10 protein-coding genes are annotated in these 18,309 nt (G+C 38.4%); all 10 read left to right on the forward strand.

Annotation, left to right across the window (positions count from 1 at the left end; all coding sequences use genetic code 11):
- Positions 1-184: 184 nt before the first annotated feature.
- The 10 genes from H5087_RS07195 (at position 185) to H5087_RS07240 (ending at position 18,304) form a co-directional block, all read left to right on the forward strand.
- A complete protein-coding gene (locus H5087_RS07195; RefSeq protein ID WP_182671585.1) occupies positions 185-2,284 on the forward strand; it encodes a DUF1302 domain-containing protein in 2,100 nt (699 codons plus the stop codon).
- Positions 2,285-2,297: 13 nt separating this feature from the next.
- Entirely contained in the window at positions 2,298-3,662 is a 1,365-nt protein-coding gene (locus H5087_RS07200) for a DUF1329 domain-containing protein (RefSeq protein WP_138489130.1), read from the forward strand.
- A gap of 126 nt (positions 3,663-3,788) precedes the next feature.
- Positions 3,789-4,784, forward strand: coding sequence for a YCF48-related protein (locus tag H5087_RS07205; protein WP_182671586.1), 996 nt, complete (start codon positions 3,789-3,791; stop codon positions 4,782-4,784).
- Entirely contained in the window at positions 4,784-7,105 is a 2,322-nt protein-coding gene (locus H5087_RS07210) for an RND family transporter (RefSeq protein WP_182671587.1), read from the forward strand. The genes H5087_RS07205 and H5087_RS07210 overlap by 1 nt, the downstream gene beginning before the upstream one ends.
- Before the next feature lie 208 nt (positions 7,106-7,313).
- Positions 7,314-12,155 (forward strand): NAD-glutamate dehydrogenase, encoded by a 4,842-nt coding sequence (locus H5087_RS07215; RefSeq protein WP_002961899.1) that lies wholly within the window; start codon positions 7,314-7,316, stop codon positions 12,153-12,155.
- Between the two features lie 120 nt (positions 12,156-12,275).
- Positions 12,276-13,286 (forward strand): quinone-dependent dihydroorotate dehydrogenase, encoded by a 1,011-nt coding sequence (gene pyrD / locus H5087_RS07220; protein ID WP_002961897.1) that lies wholly within the window; start codon positions 12,276-12,278, stop codon positions 13,284-13,286.
- A gap of 117 nt (positions 13,287-13,403) precedes the next feature.
- The gene (locus H5087_RS07225) at positions 13,404-13,934 is read left to right on the forward strand and encodes a cell division protein ZapC domain-containing protein (RefSeq protein WP_008172639.1); all 531 of its coding nucleotides are present in this window, start codon (positions 13,404-13,406) and stop codon (positions 13,932-13,934) included.
- Positions 13,935-14,025: 91 nt separating this feature from the next.
- The gene (gene rlmKL / locus H5087_RS07230) at positions 14,026-16,143 is read left to right on the forward strand and encodes a bifunctional 23S rRNA (guanine(2069)-N(7))-methyltransferase RlmK/23S rRNA (guanine(2445)-N(2))-methyltransferase RlmL (protein ID WP_008133692.1); all 2,118 of its coding nucleotides are present in this window, start codon (positions 14,026-14,028) and stop codon (positions 16,141-16,143) included.
- Positions 16,136-16,375: a glutaredoxin family protein gene (locus H5087_RS07235; RefSeq protein ID WP_002961779.1), complete on the forward strand. Its 240-nt coding sequence runs from the start codon at positions 16,136-16,138 to the stop codon at positions 16,373-16,375. Before rlmKL ends, H5087_RS07235 begins: the two co-directional genes overlap by 8 nt.
- Positions 16,376-16,390: 15 nt before the next feature.
- Positions 16,391-18,304, forward strand: coding sequence for an ABC transporter ATP-binding protein (locus tag H5087_RS07240; protein WP_002961781.1), 1,914 nt, complete (start codon positions 16,391-16,393; stop codon positions 18,302-18,304).
- Positions 18,305-18,309 lie beyond the last annotated feature (5 nt).

Genomic DNA, 18,309 nt, shown 5'->3' on the forward strand with positions numbered 1-18,309 from the left:
TAAATTACGTGTATAAATTATCTGGTACGACGTCTTACCAATACGTAAGCGTCAACCAAAATATAAAGTATACGGAAGATTAGAGCGAGTATTTGTAATTTCACTGATTCGCTTCTATCGTTATGATTACACTAAAAACAATAACTTGATCACACAAAATGACCCGCGACAGGGGGGAACCAAAATGATAAGAAGATCGCTTTTTGTTAAAAATAGAATCGCTATAGGTATAGCAGCCGCTAGCTTAGGTTTATCTGCAGCAAGTACACAAGCTGTAACATTTGAAGCTGGAGGTTTTGATATTACCTTCGATTCAACCTTTTCATATGGGCAAAGTGTTCGCGTAGAAGACAGAGACTTTAGCCTAATTGGTAAAAGTAACAATCCGGCATTTGATTGGACAGGTTACAACCCTGCGCTAAACAACACTATTTACTCATCTCAAGATGTATGGGCTCAACCTGGCTCTTATTCAAATAATGGTGATGCTGGTAATTTAAATTTTGACAGTGGTGACTCATTTTCAAAACTTTTGAAGGGAACACACGACCTTTCAATAAATAAAGATAACTACGGTTTGTTCACTCGCTTCATGTATTTTTATGACTTTGCGTTGATGGATGGCTATCATGCATATTCAAATCCTACATCAGGGCAGGGGGTTGATCCGTGTGATGATAAAGACACTAAAGCGCAAAGCTGTGCAGATATTCGTTTATTAGATGCGTTTGTGTGGGCTGATTTTGATTTAAATGATGGTAATAACCCTTTATCTGTCCGTTTAGGTCAACAAGTAGTTAACTGGGGTGAGAGTACACTTATATCTCATGGTATTAACGTAAACCCAGTTGATATTGACCGATTGAAAGCGCCAGGTGCTGAGCTTAAAGAAGCATTCATACCTGTAGGCATGCTTTGGGCATCGCTTGGCATTACTGACAACATTACCCTTGAAGGTTTCTACCAATACCAATGGCAAGAAACGCGTTTACCCGCAGCTGGTACGTATTTTTCGACTAATGACTTTGCAGCAGAAAATGGTTATCAGCAGAATGTTCAATTAGGTTTTACGTCTAATCCTGATATTGATGTTGCTTTTTTAACAGATAGCTTGAATAACTTAACATCTGATTTTGCATTAGCCGCAGCAGCACAAGGTATTGATCCTTCAAGTGCAGAAGGAAGTGCTTTATTAGCTCAAATGTATCTTGCATACCCAACTAAAGTTGCTTTAAAAGGTAAAGGGGATAATGGTAAAACAGAGCCTGAAGATGGCGGTCAGTATGGTTTACGTTTAGGTGTATTTTTACCTGAATTTAATGATACTGAAATTGCACTCTATCACGTGAATTATCATAGCCGTCGTCCGCTTATATCTGGTCGCGTATCAAACTTTTCACAAGCTGCAATTGCCCAAGATTTAGCGATGATCATGACAACAGAAATCACGTCAGATAATGTTGCTGATTTAACTGCTTTTTCTAAAGCTGAAAACGAGTACCCTGAAGATATTAAGTTATATGGTTTAAGTTTTAATACGACTATCGGCGAAACAGCCTTCGCTGGTGAATTTGCTTTTCGCCAAGATGAACCGCTACAAATTGATGACGTAGAGTTACTTTACACAGCTATGCCTGAACAATTGGCGGTTGCTGGTATTCGTCCTGATTTTGCGGGTATTTCGCAAATGAGTATAGGCGATGCGGTAAGCTCAGTTGGTGCAGGTGAAGTTGCCAAAGGCTACATTGAACGCGATACATCACAAATTCAATTTACAGCAACACATTTATTTGGTCCTTCATTAGGTGCTGATAGTTGGGCTGTAGTTGGTGAAGTGGGTGCAGTTAAAATTCACGATATGCCTGACTATGACGAAATGCGTTTAAATGTATCAGGTACTGGCCGTAGTGGCACAATAACAGGCCCAGGTACTACTGATTATTCAACATTGCAACTTGGTCTTTCAAATGGCGCTGAAGAAAAATCATTCGCTACAGCATCTTCTTGGGGTTACCGCCTAATTGCTAAAGGCGATTACTTCAACTTTTACAAAGGTATTAACTTTTCACCACGTTTTGTATTTTCTCATGACGTAAACGGTAATACACCAGATCCTATGTTCTTATTTATTGAAGATCGTAAATCTTTAGGTGCTACGATGAACTTTAACTACCAAAATGCGTGGTCACTTGATGTGAGCTATAACTCGTTTTGGGGCGGTGGCGGTGTTAATACATTCTCAGACCGCGATTACGTTTCTTTTAACTTAAAATATTCTATTTAGGGGTAACATTACTATGATTAAAAAACCTACCCTCATCGCTACAGCATTTTGTAGTTTGTTTGCAAGCAGCGCAGCTTTGGCTAAATTAAGCGCTGATGAAGTTGCTCAATTAGGTCAAAACTTAACGCCAATGGGTGCAGAAAAAGCTGCGAATGCTGATGGTTCTATTCCAGCGTGGAATAACGGAATTACAACAGCGCCTGCAGGTTATGAAGCTGGTATGCATCACCTTGACCCGTTTACAGCTGATAAAGTACTTTTCACTATCGATAAAAGTAATATTGAAAAGTACAAAGCCAATTTAAGTCCGGGTCAAATTGCTTTATTTGAAGCATACCCAGATACATTTAAGATGCCAGTGTATGAAACACGCCGCTCAGCTTCTTACCCTCAGTTTGTTTATGACGCGACTAAAAAGTTTGCATCAACTGCTGAATTAATCGAAGGCGGTAACGGTATTAAAAATACGGCGATTGGTATTCCTTTCCCTATCCCTAAAACAGGTTTAGAGGCAATTTGGAATCACTTATTACGTTACCGTGGCCAGTCTATTGAGCGTTTTGGTGGTCAAGCTGCACCGACTGCATCTGGTTCTTACAACTATGTTGGTTTTGATGAGCAGCTATTAGTTAAATACTCAGACCCAAGCGCTACACCAGCAGAGCTACAAGACTCAAACATTTTGTTTAAGTTTAAACAAAGCGTTACAGAGCCTGCACGTTTAGCGGGTACTGCATTATTAGTTCATGAAACAATGGACCAAATATTAACGCCGCGCCAAGCATGGACTTATAACTCGGGACAACGTCGTGTTCGTCGTGCACCTAATGTTGCATATGATGCACCAGGCACAGCTGCAGATAGCCTGCGCACTACCGATGATTTTGATATGTTTAATGGCTCACCAAATCGTTACAACTGGACGCTGAAAGGTAAGCAAGAGTTATATATACCTTATAACAGCTACAAACTTCATAGCGACAAGCTAGAGTACGATGATATTTTAATGCCTGGCCATATTAACCCAGAACATACACGTTACGAAAAACATCGTGTTTGGGTTGTTGAAGCTAACTTAAAAGATGATACACGCCATATCTATAAAAAACGTGTGTTTTACATTGATGAAGATAGCTGGCAAGTACAGGTAACTGATATTTATGATAACCGCGACCAACTTTACCGTGTAGCCATGGCTTATGGCCTTAACTATTACGAAGTTCCTACACAGTGGAGTACGCTTGAGGTTTATCATGATTTGAATTCTCGTCGTTATTTAGCAATTGGTTTAGATAACCAAGAAAAAATGTACGATTTTTCACAGTCGTTTAACGATAACGAATTTACTTCAAGCGCTTTACGTCGCGCTGGTAGATAGTATTAAACTAGGCACTTAACAATATGTTAAGTGCCTTTTCCTTTCTCATCGCGTTTGTCTTACAGCGCGCAACGCACTCCCTAGTAAAAAGACAAACAACTCTCTCGTACAAGGCGATTAAAATTTATGAAGTATTTGGTATATGCCAGCCTGATAATAAGCGGTGCGAGTGTTGCACAAGAAGCCCCTAACTATGCAATCAGTGCAACAAATGCAGCTAAAACCTTACTCACCGATATAACTAACACGGGTAATGGCTTAATTGCTGTTGGTAAACACGGTACTGTTATTAAAAGTACATCGGGTGATTCATGGCAACAAGCTGAGCTAGTTCCAACTCAAGTGCTCTTAACTGCCGTTGATTTTAGTAACGAAAATAATGGATGGGCGTGTGGCCACGATGCAACAATCATAAATACTACTGACGGTGGCGTTAATTGGCACCTACAACAAGCATTACCTGAATTAGATAAACCATGTTTAGATATTTTATTTGAAGATGACTTAAAAGGTTTTGCAGTGGGCGCATATGGCATGTTTTATCAAACTACAGACGGTGGTCAACATTGGCAAAAACGCTTTTTAGATTCGCTACTTTTTAGTGATGATCGTGATTACTTAAACGATTTAAAAGAAAATGACCCACAAGGATACGAAGCGGAAACTGCTTCTATTTTACCGCACTTTAATCGCATAGAAAAAACAGACAATGGATTAATGCTCGTTGGTGAAATGGGTTTAATGGCCAGAAGCATTGACGATGGTCAAACTTGGCAAAGAATAGAAGAAGTTTATCCCGGTTCATTCTTTGCAGTTGCCTCTGATAGCACACAAGAAATTGTGGCGGGGCTACGAGGTAATGTTTTTGCAAAGCAAAGTGGCGAAAAGCAGTGGCAGCATTTTGAAAATGTTAAAACAGCGACGATTAACAACATCATTAATTATAATAACAAACAATGGCTCATGCTCGCTAATAGTGGCGTTATTTTTCATCTTCAAGATGGGTTACTCACCCATGAGCAGCTTGCTGACGGTAAAGCGATTCTTGATGGTGTAATTTTAGATAACAGATTGATCATGGCTACAGAAGATGGCATTAAAGTGAAGGAGTTAACCCCTTAATGCATAAGTTACTCGATTTTATTGAAAAGGCGATTTTTAGACATCGCTTAATTATGCTTATAAGTTTTGCACTTATAACCTTTTTACTTGTATTTAAAGCGACTCAAATTCAACTTGATGCATCGTTTAATAAAAATATCCCGTTAAATCACGATTACATGAAGGTATACACTAAACATGAAAAACAGTTTGGTGGTGCAAACAGTATTTTAATTTCAGTATGTGACGAGAGCGGAGATATATTTAATCCAGAATTTTTTACTCAATTAAAAGCGGTTCACGATCAGCTTTATTTTATTCCTGGTGTAAATCGTCCTTTAGTGAATTCTATATTTTCACCTAGTGCTCGCTTTGTAGAAGTAGTAGAGGATGGCTTTGCCGGTGGTCCAATTATTCCTGCAAACTTTAAAGCAGATACGCGTGGATTAGGTGTAGTAAAGGAAAACATTGAAAAAGCAAAAGTTGTAGGGCGTATGATTGCCAGCGATTACTCGTGTGCAATGGTAACGGCTCAACTTTTAGAAACAGATCCTCAAACACAACAAAAATTAGACACATTAGCTTTTGCACAAAAGCTAGAAAGTGATTTAAGAGAGCCTTTAAGTACAGACAAAGTAAGTATTCATATTATTGGCTTTGCAAAAATGGCTGGTGATATAGCTGAAGGCGCAAAAGGGGTAGTCGTATTTTTTGCCATTGCTATCGCCTTTACCTTTATTATGGTTTGGCTATTTTGTGGCAGCTTAAAGCTAACTATTTTGCCTATCGCGTGTTCTATTATTGCCGTTATTTGGCAATTAGGCCTGCTTTCAAGTTTAGGGTTTGGACTAGACCCTATGTCTATTTTGGTGCCGTTTTTAGTCTTTGCTATTGGTGTAAGCCATGGTGTGCAGATGATTAATGCGATTGGCAAAAAAGTAGGTGAAGGAAAAAGTACGCGAATTTGTTGTCAGTCAAGTTTCAGGGCTTTATTAATACCAGGTGGTATTGCACTGCTTTCAGACACCGTAGGCTTTTTAACGTTACTTACTATTGATATTGGTATTATCCGCGAACTTGCTATTACAGCGAGTTTAGGTGTGGCAGTAATTATATTTACAAATTTAATTTTGCTGCCAGTTTGGGCGTCGTACATGAACTTTGAAAACAGTGTACATATTCAATCTGGTGATGCTGAGAAGCCTAATATACTTGATAAGATCAGAGACATTTTAGTAAAAGCAACCGATCCTAAAATCGCTAAAATGATTATCGGTTTTACTCTTGTTTTATTTGCTCTAGGCTACTGGCAAGCAGATAAAATGCGTATAGGTGACTTACACGCAGGCGCACCATCTCTGCATCAAGGTGCCCGTTACAACCAAGACACGTTTTTAATATCAGATAAGTACACTATCTCATCTGATATTTTAAAAGTAATTGTAGAGGCGTATCCTGCAGCATGTACTGAGCATGATGTGATGGAGCGTATAAGCCGTTTTCAATACAAAGTTGAGAATGTGGCCGGTGTGCAGTCTGCTGTAAGTTTGAGCTCTGTAGCTCAATCGGTTAACGCGGGCTACAACGAAGGCAATTTAAAATGGCAGAGTTTGCCAAGAAATTCAGCAAGCTTAGTACAGTCAACGTCTCGAGTTGAAACTAGTACAGGTTTACTTAACGGTGATTGTTCTGTTATGCCTGTGATTATATTCTTAGATGATCATAAAGCACAAACTATCGATACCGTAATTAAGAGTGTTAAGCAATTTGGCCAAGAAGAGGGCACTGATAAATTGGCATTTAAATTAGCGTCAGGACCTGTGGGCGTAATGGCCGCGACTAATGAGTCTGTATCAGAAGCACAAATACCCATGATGCTTTACGTTTATGGTGCCGTTATTATTTTATGTTTAATGAGCTTTAGAAGCGTAAAAGCAACAGTAGCCGTGGTATTACCGCTTTATATTGTATCAACCCTTGCCCAAGCACTTATGGTACAGCTGGAAATAGGCTTAACTGTTTCTACTTTACCTGTAATTGCATTAGGTGTAGGTATTGGTGTTGATTACGGTATTTATATACTGTCGTCGATGATGGGGCAGCTTAAGCAAAACGTACCGCTTAGTGTTGCTTATCGAAATGCGCTTGTTGAGCGTGGCAGTGCGGTTCTATTTACTGGTATTACATTAGCTATTGGTGTGAGCACTTGGATATTCTCAGATCTTAAATTCCAAGTTGATATGGGTATACTATTAACCTTCATGTTTTTAGTGAATATGTTAGGTGCAGTGTTGTTATTACCTGCAATTGGTAGCCTTCTCTGGACTGACCAGAAAAAATAATGTGAATACTTTTGCTCCTAAATGGCCAGTAATGGCCATTTATATCTATATTTTGTGAATAGATGACCAAATAGCTGAAATGCTTAAAATGTTTTCATCGAAAAGGCTGTTTATTAGCTGTAAAAGGGTTAGAATTTAACTGACTCCACGCTAATAATACGCTGTACAAATATTCTGCTTTTAGCAGTAATAGATTAAGGAACATACAATGACACGAAATGAAGGCCAAGCCTCGGTTATCCTAGATAATGTCTGTAAGCTGATCCAGAAAAAAGTTCGCGCTGATAATGTGTTACTCGTTGAGAAATTCGCCAAAGCCTTGTACAGCAATATGTCTAAAGAGGATTTGGCAAACCGCAACGATAGTGACCTATATGGCGCAGCATTAAGCCTTTGGAACTCGCTAGAAAAAAATACTACTGACGATGCAGTTATCCGCGTTTTCAATCCAGAAGTGGCAAAAGATGGCTGGCAGTCATCACATACAATCGTTGAAATTATCACTAAAGATATGCCGTTCTTAGTTGATTCTGTTCGTATGGCCATGACTCGTGAAAATATCGCCTCTCACTTATTACTTCACTGCCCATTAAAAATTAAGCGTGATGAAAACGCTAAAATTTCTGGATTATCAAATTTAAAAGCAGAGCAAGAATCTTCATCTACTAAAACAGTATTTTTTATTGAAATTGACCGTCAAACAGATTCTTCTGTGATTGAGTCTTTCAAAAAAGAATTAGAGTCTGTGCTTGTTGATGTATCAGTTGCTGTTGATGATTGGCAACCAATTCGTAAAAAATTGATTGCAGTGACTAAAGAATTACCTAAACGTCATCATAATAAAAGTAAAGATGAAGTTTCAGAAACAACTGAGTTTTTAGATTGGTTAGCTAAAGATAATTTTACCCTAATGGGTTACCGTGAATATGAGTTAAGCCCAGTTCAAGGTGATTACCAACTAAAAGGTAAAATGGATACAAGCCTAGGCTTGATGAAAAACTCAACTGAAGAACACACTCGCTTATTATCAGAATTACCTGAAGTTGCACGTCAAGAAGCTCGTAGCAGCAACCTACTGATCTTAACAAAAACTAACTCTGTTTCTCGTGTTCATCGTCCAGCTTACATTGATTATGTAGGTATTAAGCGCTTTGACGATGAAGGCAATGTAATTGGTGAAGATCGCTTTATCGGTTTATTCTCATCAAGCTTTTACAATAACAGCGCTACAGATGTGCCTGTGTTAAAAAGTAAAATTAATCGCATTATGGAAATGTGTGATTTTGCTAAAGGTACTCACGCTTACAAAGCTGTTTTAAATATTTTAGAAACCTACCCACGTGATGAGCTAGTTCAAGCGCGCGAAGGTGAGCTACTTGAAGTTGCTATGGGTGTGTTACAAGTACAAGAGCGCGATATGTGTCGCTTGTTTGTACGTAAAGATGCGTATGGTCGTTTTTTATCTTGTATGGTTTATGTACCTCGCGAGCGTTATAACACGGCTCTTCGTCGTGAAACGCAAGATATATTAGCTAATGCATTTAATTCTGACGATAAAGTCGAATTTACTACTTATTTCTCTGAGTCAACACTGGCGCGTACTCATTACACCGTCCGTGTGACCGACAACAAGATCGAATATAACGTGAAAGACATCGAAAACAATTTAGTAGAAGCAGCACGTACGTGGGAAGATAAACTTCAATCTGCTCTTTTAGAGTCTGCGGGTGAAGCGCGTGGTAACGATTTAAATCGTAAATACTGTAATGCGTTTGCACGCTCATACAAAGATGAAGTGCTTCCAAGTGCTGCGGTTGTTGATATTGAGAAGTTAGAACTACTTAGCGATGAAAACAAACTAGAAATGCTGTTTTACCGTCCTCAAGAAGAAGCAAACAGCAATATTGTACGATTAAGCTTATTCCATAAAGATGAGCCGATCCACTTATCTGATGTTATGCCAATGCTTGAAAACTTTGGCCTTCGCGTTGTGGGTGAAACACCGTATTCAGTTAAAACTAGCGATGGTCGTATCAACTGGATCATGGACTTCTCGATGCTTATTGACAGTAAAGGGATGGCAGATTTTGATAAAATTTCAGCACGTTTTCGCGCTGCATTAACAAATGTTTGGGGCAACCGCCTTGAAAACGATGGTTTTAACCGTTTAGTGTTAATGGGTGGCCTAACAGGCCGCGAAGCATCTATTTTACGTGCGTACGCTAAGTACATGCGTCAAATTGGTGTAACGTTCTCACAAAGTTACATAGAAAGTACATTTGCAAATTATCCAAATATCGCAGCGCAAATTGTTAACTTGTTTGCTAAAAAGTTCTCAGTTAAAAGCCCTGCAAGTGCTAAAACACTTGAAAAGCTAAGCACGCAAATTTATTTAGAGCTTGAAAATGTAGCAAACCTTGATGATGACCGTATTATACGTTTATACGTTGATATGATTGTTGCGACGCTGCGTACTAACTATTTCCAAAAAGACGATGCCGGACAGTTTAAGTCTTATGTGTCGTTTAAAATACAACCTAGCTTAATTCCTGATGTACCACTTCCTTTACCTGCGTTTGAAATTTTTGTTTATTCTCCGCGTGTAGAAGGAGTGCATTTACGTTACGGTAAAGTAGCGCGTGGTGGTCTGCGTTGGTCTGACCGTCGTGAAGATTTCCGTACTGAAGTACTTGGCTTAGTTAAAGCACAACAAGTTAAAAATACAGTAATTGTACCTGTTGGTTCTAAAGGTGGCTTTGTATGTAAACAACTACCGACTGAGCGCGAAGCGTTTATTAAAGAAGGCCAAGAGTGTTACAAAATCTTTATCCGTGGTCTTTTAGATATTACTGATAATATTGAGCGTGGTGAAATAGTACCAGCGCGCGATGTTGTTCGTCACGATGAAGATGATGCTTACCTAGTAGTTGCAGCGGATAAAGGAACAGCTACTTTTTCTGATATCGCAAATGGCATTGCTAACGAATACAATTTCTGGCTAGGTGATGCATTCGCATCTGGTGGCTCGGTTGGTTATGACCATAAGAAAATGGGTATTACAGCGAAAGGTGCATGGGAGTCAGTTAAACGACATTTCCGTGAAATGGATATTGATTGTCAAACTACCGACTTTACAGTAGTAGCAATTGGCGATATGGCAGGTGATGTATTTGGTAATGGTATGCTGTTATCTAAGCATATTCGTCTACAAGTTGCCTTTAACCATATGCACATTTTTGTTGACCCTAACCCAGATGCTGCAACTTCTTATCCAGAGCGCGAACGTTTATTTAATATGCCGCGTTCATCTTGGGAAGATTACAATAAAGAGTTAATTTCTGCCGGCGGTGGTGTGTTCTCTCGTGCAGCTAAATCAATTACGCTTAGCCCAGAAATGAAAAAAATGTTGGGCACTAAAAAAGCTAGTATGACTCCAAATGAGTTAATGAAAGCCTCATTAATGATGGAGTTTGATTTACTGTGGAATGGCGGTATTGGTACATACATTAAACACTCTAAAGAAACTGATGCCGATGTAGGGGATCGTGCAAACGATGCACTACGTATCAACGGTCGAGATTTAGGCGCTAAAATAATAGGTGAGGGCGGTAATTTAGGTGCAACGCAATTAGGTCGTGTTGAATTTGCAGCTAAGGGTGGTCGTGTTAATACTGACTTTATTGATAACGTAGGGGGTGTTGCCTGTTCAGATAACGAAGTTAACATTAAGATATTACTTAATGGCTTAGTTGCTGAAGGTGATTTAACACGTAAACAACGTGATGAGCTACTTTACTCAATGACAGATGAAGTTTCTGAATTAGTACTAAAAGACTGTTACCGTCAAACACATACTATTTCAATTACGCAGTCTAAAGGTACTTCAACACTCAAAGAAAAGATTCGCTTTATTCATGCGCTTGAAAAAGAAGGCAAGTTAAACCGTGCTATCGAATTTATTCCAAGTGATGAAGAATTGGCAGAACGCGCTGCTGCAGGTAAAGACTTAACTCGTCCTGAACTTTCAGTGCTAGTGTCTTACGCAAAAATGGTATTAAAAGAGTCTTTAGTAAGTGATGAAATTACTGAAAACCCTTACTATCGTCAATTGCTTGTTAAGTCATTCCCACGTCCATTGCGTGAGAAGTTTAACGATGCGATGAACAACCACCCACTTCGTAAAGAAATTATTGCAACTAAACTTGCAAACAGTATCGTTAACGATATGGGTTTAAACTTTATGGTCCGTATGCATGAAGAAACCGGTGCTAATGAAGCTGAAATAGCAATGTGTTATTCAATTGCTAGCGAAATCTTTGAAATGCGTGAAACATGGTCTTCTATTAGTGCACTTGATAATAAAATACCAGCAGCTGTTCAAACTGAAATGCTTTACCAACTTCGTCGTACTGTGCGCCGTGCAACGCGTTGGTTCTTACGTCACCGTAATAAGTCACAAACGATTGAACAAGGAATTGAATTCTTTGCGCCAACATTCAAAGATTTAAGCGATAACTTAAATACATATATGATTGAAAAAGAAAATGATCGTATTGTAATTGAGGCCAATAAGTTAATTGACGCGGGCGTTCCAACAGATATAGCTAATCGTATTGTTTCTTTATCAAGCTTATTCTCTGTGATGGATTTAGCAGAAGTTGCGAATAGTTCAGGTAAGAGTATTTCGATGGTGTCCAATACTTACTTTAAACTAGGTGCAAGAATGGGTCTGCATTGGTTCTTAGAGCAAATAACTAAGCAACCAGTAGCAAATCATTGGCAAGCACTTGCTCGCTCGTCTTATCGAGAAGAGCTTGATTGGCAGCAACGTACGTTATCTGAAGTTGTATTAAATAGCTTTGAAGGTGATGAGAGCGATGTTGATAGTCAAATAGACGAGTGGATGGATAGTCAAGATTTATTACTTCAACGCTGGAAACAAATGCTGGCTGAGTTTAAAACATCACAAAGCCACGACTTTGCTAAGTTCTCGGTAGCACTTCGTGAACTTATGTTGTTAAGCCACAATTGTGATACATCAGGAAAATAATTTAGCTTTAATCAGTTAATTGTTTAGTAAATAAATAACTGATTGTTAAAATTGTTATACAATACCTCAGCCTTGTCTGAGGTATTTTTTTGTCTAAAATTAAAAAAGAGGATTATATTGATGTTTTATGATTTAGCTCGCCGTTTTATGTTTACCCGTGATGCGGAGTGGGCGCATGAGTTTGCACTTAATAATCTTCGTCGTTTTACCAATACACCTTTAAATTTAGCTTGGTCACAAAATATTTCTGATAAGCCAGTCGATTTTTTGGGTCTGAAATTTAAAAACCCTGTAGGGCTAGCAGCTGGCCTTGATAAAAATGCGGAATGTATTGATGCATTTAGCCAAATGGGCTTCGGTTTTATTGAAGTTGGCACTATTACGCCGCGTGCTCAAGCGGGTAATGATAAACCTCGTATTTTTAGGTTGCCAGAATCAAACGCTATTATTAACCGCATGGGTTTTAATAATAAAGGCGTTGATAACTTAGTCGCAAATGTAAAAGCAGCAAAATACAGTGGCATACTCGGTATTAATATTGGTAAAAATAAAGATACGCCAAATGAACAAGGTAAAGATGACTATATTCATTGTATGCGTAAAGTATTTGAACACGCCTCATATATTACGGTAAATATTTCATCACCAAATACACCTGGCTTGCGTGATTTGCAATATGGCGCTGCACTTGATGATTTACTGCAAAGTCTTAAAAACGAACAGTTAGATTTAGTTGCAAAGCACAATAAACAAGTGCCTATGCTTGTAAAAATTGCACCGGATCTAGATCAAATACAAATAGAGCAAGTAAGTGAATCACTTTTAAATAATAAAATCGATGGTGTAATTGCCACCAATACCACGCTTGAGCGAGCTGCAGTTATGGGCCAGCAATATGCAGAAGAAGCCGGCGGTTTATCAGGTCACCCTGTTAGAATGCGTTCTACAGAGGTAGTGAGTGAATTGAAACGCTTAACACAAGGTAAATTACCAATCATCGGAGTAGGCGGAATAGATGATGCGCAATCTGCAAAAGAAAAGTTCGATGCAGGCGCAAATTTAGTCCAGGTTTATACTGGGTTCATCTACAAAGGTCCACAATTGGTAAAGTCGATCGTTAACGGCTTATAAGGATCAGTTATCTAAGCTTTTGATCGTTCGATAAATGTTCTAAGCAAGCATTTTAAAAGTGGTCAAAAGCGGTTATACTGTGAGCAATAATTATTCAACATACCCAAGGAGGAGTAAATGTTACAAGCATCAAAGCAATGGCAGTGGATTACTTGTCCTAATAAAAATCGTTTGTTACTTGATTTAAATGACGACATGCAATTATGTACGCCCTATAAGTTAAGACAACTCACCGATTCTGTTTTTAAAAATCCACGTTTTAGTTTAGAAGATGCTGCATTTTATGAACAAGTTTATAACTATTTAGATGGGTTTGAATTGTGGTCTGCTGCTCAAATTTGTCAAATATCGCTAAATGCGACTGCTGTTAAGTATCACTTAAAACCCGTTTTAGCAAAAAGTTGGTTTTTTGAAGAATACACAGGGACAGAGCCAAGCGTAGAGGCAATAGTAAAATTAATATCTAAAGCGCAGACTGGCGATTTTTTAATTGTAGAGCATTGCCCTGATGCATCTATTTGTTTGAATTTAAGTGAAACCTTTAAATTAGACGAAAATTTATCTTTAGCGCAATTTGAAGTAATCCGTATTTTGAATAATCGAGTACACCCCATCCTAAATCAGCAATATCAAAGTCAAACCGCCTAACCAAATTTAAGTCTTAAGCGTGTCTTTATGGCGTGTTTGTCACTCAACCTATGTTATAATCCTGCGCAATTAGCTATTAAGGGTTATTACTTTGCAATTTATCGCACTTACTTCTATCGGAATCGAAAATTTATTGGTTGATGAACTAACAGAGCTTGGCGCAACTGTGTCTAAGCAAACTGTTGGTTCTGTTCGTTTTGAGGCTGACTCATTACTGGCGCAAAAGGTTTGTTTATCAAGTCGCTTTGCAACGCGTGTGCTTATGCTTATTGAAGAAAAAGAAGGCGTAGATGACAAAAATAGCCTGTACAATTTTGCGCGCTCGCAACCTTGGCAAGAGTGGTTTGGACCAACTCAAACATTCGCTGTCGACTTCAACGGTACCAATGACTCATTAAAAAACACACAATTTTCTGGTCTTGTAATAAAAGATGCGATTGTTGACTACTTTAATGATTTATACGAGCAGCGTCCTAACGTTGATAAGCAAGATGCAAATGTGCGTGTTGTTGCACGATTAAATCGTTACGGCGTTTCTATGTATATTGATTATTCGGGCCCTCGTTTGTCTGAACGTGGTTACCGTCAAGGTCAAGGTAAAGCACCAATTAAAGAACATTTAGCTGCTGCATTAATTAAACGAAGTGGTTGGCTTGATAATGTAAAACAACCTTTATTCGATCCATGTTGTGGTGCAGGTACTATTTTAATCGAAGCGGCTGGCATGGCACGAAACGAAGCACCGGGATTATTTCGTGAAGGCTTTGCTTTTGAACGTTTACCCAGTTTTAGAGCCGCTAAGTTTAAAGAACTTAAAGAAGAGTTACTTGCTAACATTACCGATCCTAAATTGTGGTTAATTGGCCACGATTACGATGAACAAGTTTTAAATAAAGCGATTGATAATGCCAAACGTGCTGAGCTTGACGATGTTATTAAGTTTAAGCAAAGTGATGCCACTAAACTTACTGCTGTTGCAAAATTACCGGGTGTTGTAATTTCAAACTTACCTTATGGTGAACGTATTGGTTCTATGGCTGAGCTTGTTGATTTACACCGTAATTTAGGTGTTGGCTTTAAAAAGCACTTTAATCATTGGAAACTTGCCTTACTAGGTATGGACGAGAGCTTATTTAAACTTTTAAAACTTGTGCGCCTTAAGCGTTATAAGTTTAAAAATGGCCCACTTGATGTTGAACTTAACTTATATCAATTAGATGATAAGCAAGTAAGTTTGACCACCGATGATAAAAAAGCGCTTAATTTTGAAGGCTCTACGTCATTCGCAAATAGATTGAAAAAGAATAAGCAAGGCTTAAAAAACTGGCTTAAACAAAATAAAGTAGACGCTTATCGTGTTTATGAAGCGGATATCCCTGAGTACAATGTTGCTGTAGATATTTACGGTGATTCAGCGGTTATTTTTGAATATGCAGCGCCTAAAGAAATTGATGAAAAAACATCAGAAAAACGCCTGCAAGACGTAATAACATTGACTTCGCAACAACTTGATATCTCGCCTGAAAATATTGCTGTAAAAGTGCGTAAAAAGCAAAAGGGTGAAGACCAGTATACGGCCATGTCTAAACAAAACCGAACTATGGTAGTTGAAGAGTTTGGTGCTAAGTTTAAAGTTAATTTATTTGACTACTTAGACACAGGTTTATTTTTAGATCACCGTTTAATGCGTCGTTATATTCAAGAAAATGCGAAAGATAAGCGCTTTTTAAACTTGTTTGCATACACAGGTACTGCCTCTGTGCATGCTGCACTTGGTGGCGCTAAAGCAATTACAACAGTTGATTTATCTAAAACCTATTTAAAATGGGGCCAAGATAACTTCGATTTAAACAATATCAGTAATACACGTTACCGTTTTGAACAAGCAGATTGTTTAAAGTGGTTAGAGCATGCGACAGCACAATATGATTTGATATTTTTAGACCCTCCAACGTTCTCAAACTCAAAACGTATGAAAGACGCGTTTGATGTGCAAAGTGATCACATTAAATTATTAACGTGGGTAAAAAAGATCTTAAGTCCATCAGGTACTTTGATTTTCTCTAATAACAAACGTGGTTTTGTAATGGATGAAGTTGGCCTGATTGGTTTAGGTTTAAAAGCCGTTAATATCTCAGATAAAACGCTATCACCAGACTTCAAACGTAATAAAAAAATCCATAATAGCTGGCTAATTACGCATGGCTAAATGGATTTTATATCATACTGATGGTTGCCACTTGTGCGAACAGGCTGAGCAACTTATCACTGATGTACTAAATGACAACAGTGAGTTATTACTAATCGATATTATGACTGATGAGCAGCTTATTGCTGAGTATCAAATTACTATTCCTGTATTAAAAAGTGAAAAAGGCGAGAAATTATATTGGCCTTTTACTTTACACTCTGTGCGCGAATTTTTAGCACAAGCAGAATAAGAGCAAATAAGAACTATGGATTTAATAAGAATTTTAAAAGCACAACTTGCTTTTGGTACACATGCTTTGCTTAACAAAGCAGACGCCGTTATAGAAAGTGGCGAAAGAGTGTGTGTAGTTGGTCGAAATGGCGCGGGCAAGTCAACGTTATTAAAAGTACTCGATGGACAAGTTGTTTTAGATGACGGTGAAATAAATCAGCTTGGTGGCATTCGAATTTCTCGTTTAGAGCAAGATCCACCAAAAGGTGCAAGCGGAACTGTATTTGATTACGTTGCACAGGGTATGCCGGAAATTGCTAACTTACTCATTGATTTTCATCATGTTAGCAACGAACTGCAAACACAATGTACTGATAAGTTATTAAATAAACTTGAACGTTTATCAAACCAACTTGAAGCCGCTGATGGTTGGCGTTTTGATAGCCGAATTCAATTAGTTTTGACACAATTAGAATTAACACCAGAGGCTAAGCTTGAGTCTCTTTCTGGTGGCTGGTTACGTAAAGTAGCACTTGCGCGTGCACTTGTAAGTGAGCCTGACTTATTATTACTAGATGAGCCAACAAACCATTTAGATATGGCAAGTGTAATGTGGCTTGAACAGTTTTTAAAAGAATTTAAAGGCGGCATTGTATTTATATCGCATGACCGTGCGTTTATTCGCGCTGTCGCTACGCGTATTTTAGATTTAGATCGCGGTAAACTTATTTCGTACCCAGGTGATTACGCGACTTATCTAGAGCAAAAAGCGCATGATTTAAAAGTAGAAGAAGCGCAAAATGCATTGTTTGATAAGCGTTTAGCTGAAGAAGAAACGTGGATTCGCCAAGGTGTTAAAGCGCGAAGAACGCGTAACGAAGGGCGTGTTCGAGAGCTAAAACAGCTACGTAATGAGCGCAAGCAACGTGTTGATCAAGTTGGAAAAACTGACTTTAATATTGAAACAGCTGATCGCTCAGGTAAGTTGGTATTTGAAGCTAAGAACCTTTGCCATGCATTTAAAGACAAAGTTATTGCTGATGATTTTTCGACACTTGTAATGCGTGGCGACAGAATTGGCTTAGTAGGCCCAAATGGTATTGGTAAAACAACACTATTAAAACTAATGTTTGGTGATTTAGAACCAGATAGTGGTATTACTAAGCAAGGTGTTAATTTAGAGTTTGCTTACTTTGACCAATACCGTGAAAAACTTGACGAAGAAGCAACTGTTCAAGATAACGTTGCCGAAGGTAAACAAGAAGTGATGATGGGCGGTCGTTCACGCCATGTCTTAGGTTACCTGCAAGACTTTTTATTCCCTCCAGCACGCGCTCGAACCCCGGTTAAAGCACTCTCTGGTGGTGAAAAAAATAGACTGCTATTAGCTAAACTGTTTTTAAAACCATCTAATATACTTGTTCTCGATGAGCCAACGAATGACTTGGACATTGAAACGTTAGAGTTATTAGAGGACATTATTAATCAATATCAAGGTACAGTGCTGATTGTAAGCCATGACCGAGAATTTATTGATAATACATGTTCTAGTGTATGGGCATTTGAAGGCAATGGTAAAGTAACAGATATCGTCGGTGGTTATAGCGACTATGAAGCTTATGTAGGTTACTTAGCTGAACAAGAAAAAAAAATTCAGCAACAACCAGTAAAAAAAGTTGAAAAAGTAGCCGCTCCAGCCGCAAAACCAGCAGCTAAGACAAATAAACTCTCTTACAAATTAAAACTTGAATTAGAGCAACTACCGAATAAAATGGAAAAACTAGAAGCTGAAATTGAAGCTCAACAAGCTGTAGTAAGTGACGCAAACTTTTTTAAACAAGAGAGTGATGTAACAACTAAAGCATTGAACCATTTAGCACAACTTGAGTCTGACCTTGAAGCTGCCCTTGAGCGCTGGGAAGAACTTGAAGAATTACAGAATCAGTAGTAAGG

It is taken from the genome of Pseudoalteromonas sp. SR43-7 (genome assembly GCF_014163785.1).
In the GTDB taxonomy this organism is placed as follows: Bacteria; Pseudomonadota; Gammaproteobacteria; order Enterobacterales; family Alteromonadaceae; genus Pseudoalteromonas; species Pseudoalteromonas distincta.

Excerpts from the sequence above, each read along its gene's own strand:
- H5087_RS07235 (WP_002961779.1), top strand. The coding sequence starts at position 16,136 with ATGGCTAAATGGATTTTATATCATACTGATGGTTGCCACTTGTGCGAA.
- H5087_RS07210 (WP_182671587.1), top strand. The coding sequence starts at position 4,784 with ATGCATAAGTTACTCGATTTTATTGAAAAGGCGATTTTTAGACATCGC.
- H5087_RS07240 (WP_002961781.1), top strand. The coding sequence starts at position 16,391 with ATGGATTTAATAAGAATTTTAAAAGCACAACTTGCTTTTGGTACACAT.
- pyrD (WP_002961897.1), top strand. The coding sequence starts at position 12,276 with ATGTTTTATGATTTAGCTCGCCGTTTTATGTTTACCCGTGATGCGGAG.
- H5087_RS07205 (WP_182671586.1), top strand. The coding sequence starts at position 3,789 with ATGAAGTATTTGGTATATGCCAGCCTGATAATAAGCGGTGCGAGTGTT.
- H5087_RS07195 (WP_182671585.1), top strand. The coding sequence starts at position 185 with ATGATAAGAAGATCGCTTTTTGTTAAAAATAGAATCGCTATAGGTATA.
- H5087_RS07215 (WP_002961899.1), top strand. The coding sequence starts at position 7,314 with ATGACACGAAATGAAGGCCAAGCCTCGGTTATCCTAGATAATGTCTGT.
- H5087_RS07225 (WP_008172639.1), top strand. The coding sequence starts at position 13,404 with ATGTTACAAGCATCAAAGCAATGGCAGTGGATTACTTGTCCTAATAAA.
- H5087_RS07200 (WP_138489130.1), top strand. The coding sequence starts at position 2,298 with ATGATTAAAAAACCTACCCTCATCGCTACAGCATTTTGTAGTTTGTTT.